This window comes from Rothia sp. CCM 9419, assembly GCF_048512815.1.
In the GTDB taxonomy this organism is placed as follows: Bacteria; Actinomycetota; Actinomycetes; order Actinomycetales; family Micrococcaceae; genus Rothia.
In genome coordinates this window covers 1-5,060 of record NZ_JBLXXY010000012.1, presented here as the reverse complement: position 1 = coordinate 5,060, position 5,060 = coordinate 1, and the positions used below count along the sequence as shown (strand labels likewise).

Here is a 5,060-nt window from a genome sequence, read left to right as displayed (position 1 = left end):
CCCGTGTGGCGTTTGAGGTTGTTGTTTTGTTTTTTATTTTGAGATCAGGTTTTCAAATGTCTTTTGTTTTCTAACGGAGAGTTTGATCCTGGCTCAGGACGAACGCTGGCGGCGTGCTTAACACATGCAAGTCGAACGATGAAGCTCCAGCTTGCTGGAGTGGATTAGTGGCGAACGGGTGAGTAATACGTGAGTAACCTGCCTTTGACTCTGGGATAAGCCTGGGAAACTGGGTCTAATACTGGATATGACCATTCTTCGCATGGAGTTTGGTGGAAAGGGTTTGTACTGGTTTTAGATGGGCTCACGGCCTATCAGCTTGTTGGTGAGGTAATGGCTCACCAAGGCGACGACGGGTAGCCGGCCTGAGAGGGTGACCGGCCACACTGGGACTGAGACACGGCCCAGACTCCTACGGGAGGCAGCAGTGGGGAATATTGCACAATGGGCGCAAGCCTGATGCAGCGACGCCGCGTGAGGGATGACGGCCTTCGGGTTGTAAACCTCTTTCAGCAGGGAAGAAGCGAAAGTGACGGTACCTGCAGAAGAAGCGCCGGCTAACTACGTGCCAGCAGCCGCGGTAATACGTAGGGCGCGAGCGTTGTCCGGAATTATTGGGCGTAAAGAGCTTGTAGGCGGTTTGTCGCGTCTGCTGTGAAAGACCGGGGCTTAACTCCGGTATTGCAGTGGGTACGGGCAGACTAGAGTGCAGTAGGGGAGACTGGAATTCCTGGTGTAGCGGTGAAATGCGCAGATATCAGGAGGAACACCGATGGCGAAGGCAGGTCTCTGGGCTGTAACTGACGCTGAGAAGCGAAAGCATGGGGAGCGAACAGGATTAGATACCCTGGTAGTCCATGCCGTAAACGTTGGGCACTAGGTGTGGGGGACATTCCACGTTTTCCGCGCCGTAGCTAACGCATTAAGTGCCCCGCCTGGGGAGTACGGCCGCAAGGCTAAAACTCAAAGGAATTGACGGGGGCCCGCACAAGCGGCGGAGCATGCGGATTAATTCGATGCAACGCGAAGAACCTTACCAAGGCTTGACATACACTGGATCGGATCAGAGATGGTTTTTCCCTTCGGGGCTGGTGTACAGGTGGTGCATGGTTGTCGTCAGCTCGTGTCGTGAGATGTTGGGTTAAGTCCCGCAACGAGCGCAACCCTCGTTCTATGTTGCCAGCACGTTATGGTGGGGACTCATAGGAGACTGCCGGGGTCAACTCGGAGGAAGGTGGGGATGACGTCAAATCATCATGCCCCTTATGTCTTGGGCTTCACGCATGCTACAATGGCCGGTACAATGGGTTGCGATACTGTGAGGTTGAGCTAATCCCAAAAAGCCGGTCTCAGTTCGGATTGGGGTCTGCAACTCGACCCCATGAAGTCGGAGTCGCTAGTAATCGCAGATCAGCAACGCTGCGGTGAATACGTTCCCGGGCCTTGTACACACCGCCCGTCAAGTCACGAAAGTTGGTAACACCCGAAGCCGGTGGCCTAACCTTTTTGGGGGGAGCCGTCGAAGGTGGGATTGGCGATTGGGACTAAGTCGTAACAAGGTAGCCGTACCGGAAGGTGCGGCTGGATCACCTCCTTTCTAAGGAGCTCAATCTTTTGGTTGGCCTGGTTTGTTCACGAGTGTTGGACACTGGGTTTGCTCATGGGTGGAATGTTGGTTGTGGTTTTTGGATGGTAGAGGGCGCATTGTTGGGTTTTGAGGTTGCAGGCTTTGGTTTGTGATTCTCGTTTTGCCTGGTACTGATGGGTGCTGCTGTTTTTTGTGGTGGTGTTTGTTGGTAGTTGGGTTGTTGTTTGAGAACTGTATAGTGGACGCGAGCATCTTCTGGAAACTGTTTGAATGATTTTTGTTGTTTGGATGTGTTTCTTTGATTTGTAAAACTTAGTTATTTTGAAATAATCTTTGATTATTTTGTGTGTCGTAAGTCATTAAGGGCACACGGTGGATGCCTTGGCATCAGGAGCCGATGAAGGACGTGTGAATCTGCGATAAGCCTCGGGGAGTCGATAACAGGACGTTGATTCGAGGATTTCCGAATGGGGAAACCCAGCAAGTTGTAAGGCTTGTTACCACCAGTTGAATGTATAGGCTGGTTGGGGGGAACGCGGGGAAGTGAAACATCTCAGTACCTGCTGGAAGAGAAAATAAATAATGATTCTGTGAGTAGTGGCGAGCGAAAGCGGATGAGACTAAACCTGTGGTGTGTGATACCGGTTAGGGGTTGCATCATGGGGGTTGTGGGAGCAGCGTGGTAGTTCTAACTGGCTACTGGCTTGATGTCGTGTTGGGTAGGTGAAGGCCTTGGGATGGGCTGCCGTAGAGGGTGAGAGTCCCGTAACCGAAATTTGACACGCCGGGCGTTTGTTTTCCCGAGTAGCACGGGGCTCGTGGAATCTCGTGTGAATCTGCCAGGACCACCTGGTAAGTCTAAATACTTCCTGATGACCGATAGTGAATCAGTACCGTGAGGGAATGGTGAAAAGTACCCCGGGAGGGGAGTGAAATAGTACCTGAAACCGTGTGCTTACAAGCCGTTGGAGCCTTTTGGGGTGACAGCGTGCCTTTTGAAGAATGAGCCTGCGAGTTAGTGTTCTGTCGCGAGGTTAACCCGTGTGGGGTAGCCGTAGCGAAAGCGAGTCTGAATAGGGCGTTTGAGTGGCAGGATCTAGACCCGAAGCGGAGTGATCTATCCATGGCCAGGTTGAAGCGACGGTAAGACGTCGTGGAGGACCGAACCCACTTCAGTTGAAAATGGAGGGGATGAGCTGTGGATAGGGGTGAAAGGCCAATCAAACTCTGTGATAGCTGGTTCTCCCCGAAATGCATTTAGGTGCAGCGTCGTGTGTTTCTTATCAGAGGTAGAGCTACTGGTTGGCCGATGGGCCGTATTGGTTACTGACGTCAGCCAAACTCCGAATGCTGGTAAGTGAGAGCGCGGCAGTGAGACAGTGGGGGATAAGCTTCATTGTCGAGAGGGAAACAGCCCAGACCATCAATTAAGGTCCCTAAGCGTGTACTAAGTGGGAAAGGATGTGGAGTTGCTTAGACAACCAGGAGGTTGGCTTAGAAGCAGCCATCCTTGAAAGAGTGCGTAATAGCTCACTGGTCAAGTGATTCTGCGCCGATAATGTAGCGGGGCTCAAGTACACCACCGAAGTTGTGGCAATGAGATTTTTCTTGTTGGGTAGGGGAGCGTCGTGTATTCGGTGAAGCTGCGGTGTGAACTGTGGTGGAGGGTATGCGAGTGAGAATGCAGGCATGAGTAGCGAATCACGGGTGGGAAACCCGTGCGCCGGATGATCAAGGGTTCCAGGGTCAAGCTAATCTGCCCTGGGTTAGTCGGGGCCTAAGGCGAGGCCGACAGGCGTAGTCGATGGATAACGGGTTGATATTCCCGTACCGACGAAGAACCGTCAATACTGAATTGGTGATGCTAACTATGCGATGCTGGTGTGCCTTCTTTTTGGGGGTGTGCTGGTTGGTTGTAGGGTCCTATCCTTGGAGGTAAACGTATTAACAGGTGTGACGCAGGAAGGTAGCCAAGCCACGCGGTGGTTGTCGTGGTCTAAGCGTGTAGGGTATCCAGTTGTTAAATGCGCTGGTGTTGGCCTGAGACGTGATGGGACTCCTTTGTGGAGGATTTGGTGATCCTATGCTGCCGAGAAAAGCATCGGCGTGAGGTTCTAGTTGCCCGTACCCTAAACCGACACAGGTGATCAGGTAGAGAATACTAAGGCGATCGAGAGAATCATGGTTAAGGAACTCGGCAAAATGCCCCCGTAACTTCGGGAGAAGGGGGACCTTGAGCGTGAACTGCCCTTGCGGTGGGGAGCGTGTATGGGTCGCAGAGACCAGGGGGAAGCGACTGTTTATCAAAAACACAGGTCCGTGCGAAGTCGTAAGACGATGTATACGGACTGACTCCTGCCCGGTGCTGGAAGGTTAAGAGGATTGGTTAGCTCTTTTGGGCGAAGCTGAGAATTTAAGCCCCAGTAAACGGCGGTGGTAACTATAACCATCCTAAGGTAGCGAAATTCCTTGTCGGGTAAGTTCCGACCTGCACGAATGGAGTAACGACTTCCCTACTGTCTCAACCATGAACTCGGCGAAATTGCAGTACGAGTAAAGATGCTCGTTTCGCGCAGCAGGACGGAAAGACCCCGTGACCTTTACTATAGTTTGGTATTGATGTTCGGTGTGGCTTGTGTAGGATAGGTGGGAGATGTTGAAGCCGTGACGCTAGTTATGGTGGAGTCGTTGTTGAAATACCACTCTGGTCATATTGGATGTCTAACTTCGGGCCATGATCTGGTTCAGGGACAGTGCCTGATGGGTAGTTTAACTGGGGCGGTTGCCTCCTAAAGTGTAACGGAGGCGCCCAAAGGTTCCCTCAGCCTGGTTGGCAATCAGGTGTTGAGTGTAAGTGCACAAGGGAGCTTGACTGTGAGACTGGCAGGTCGAGCAGGGACGAAAGTCGGGACTAGTGATCCGGCGGTACGTTGTGGAACGGCCGTCGCTCAACGGATAAAAGGTACCTCGGGGATAACAGGCTGATCTTGCCCAAGAGTCCATATCGACGGCATGGTTTGGCACCTCGATGTCGGCTCGTCGCATCCTGGGGCTGGAGTTGGTCCCAAGGGTTGGGCTGTTCGCCCATTAAAGCGGTACGCGAGCTGGGTTCAGAACGTCGTGAGACAGTTCGGTCCCTATCCGCTGCGTGCGTTGGAAATTTGAGAAAGGCTGTCCTTAGTACGAGAGGACCGGGACGGACGAACCTCTGGTATGTCAGTTGTACCGCCAGGTGCATGGCTGATTGGCTACGTTCGGGAGGGATAACCGCTGAAGGCATCTAAGCGGGAAGCCTGTTTTGAGATGAGATTTCCTTGCCCTTTGTGGGTGTGAGGTTCCCTATAGATGATGGGGTTGATAGGCCGGGTATGGAAGCAAGGACGTGAGACTTGTGGAGTTGACTGGTACTAATAGACCGAAGGCTTATGTTTATTTTGGCTTTGTTTTGTGTTTGTGTCCACTGTACGGTTTT

2 rRNA genes are annotated in these 5,060 nt (G+C 52.5%); both read left to right on the top strand.

Features of this window, described 5'->3' with window-relative positions:
• Window positions 1-70 precede the first annotated feature (70 nt).
• A 16S ribosomal RNA gene (locus ACN08W_RS08370) occupies window positions 71-1,597 on the top strand.
• A 340-nt stretch (window positions 1,598-1,937) separates the two neighbouring features.
• Window positions 1,938-5,019 (top strand): 23S ribosomal RNA (locus ACN08W_RS08365).
• Together the 16S and 23S rRNA genes form the textbook arrangement of a ribosomal RNA operon.
• Window positions 5,020-5,060: the final 41 nt, after the last annotated feature.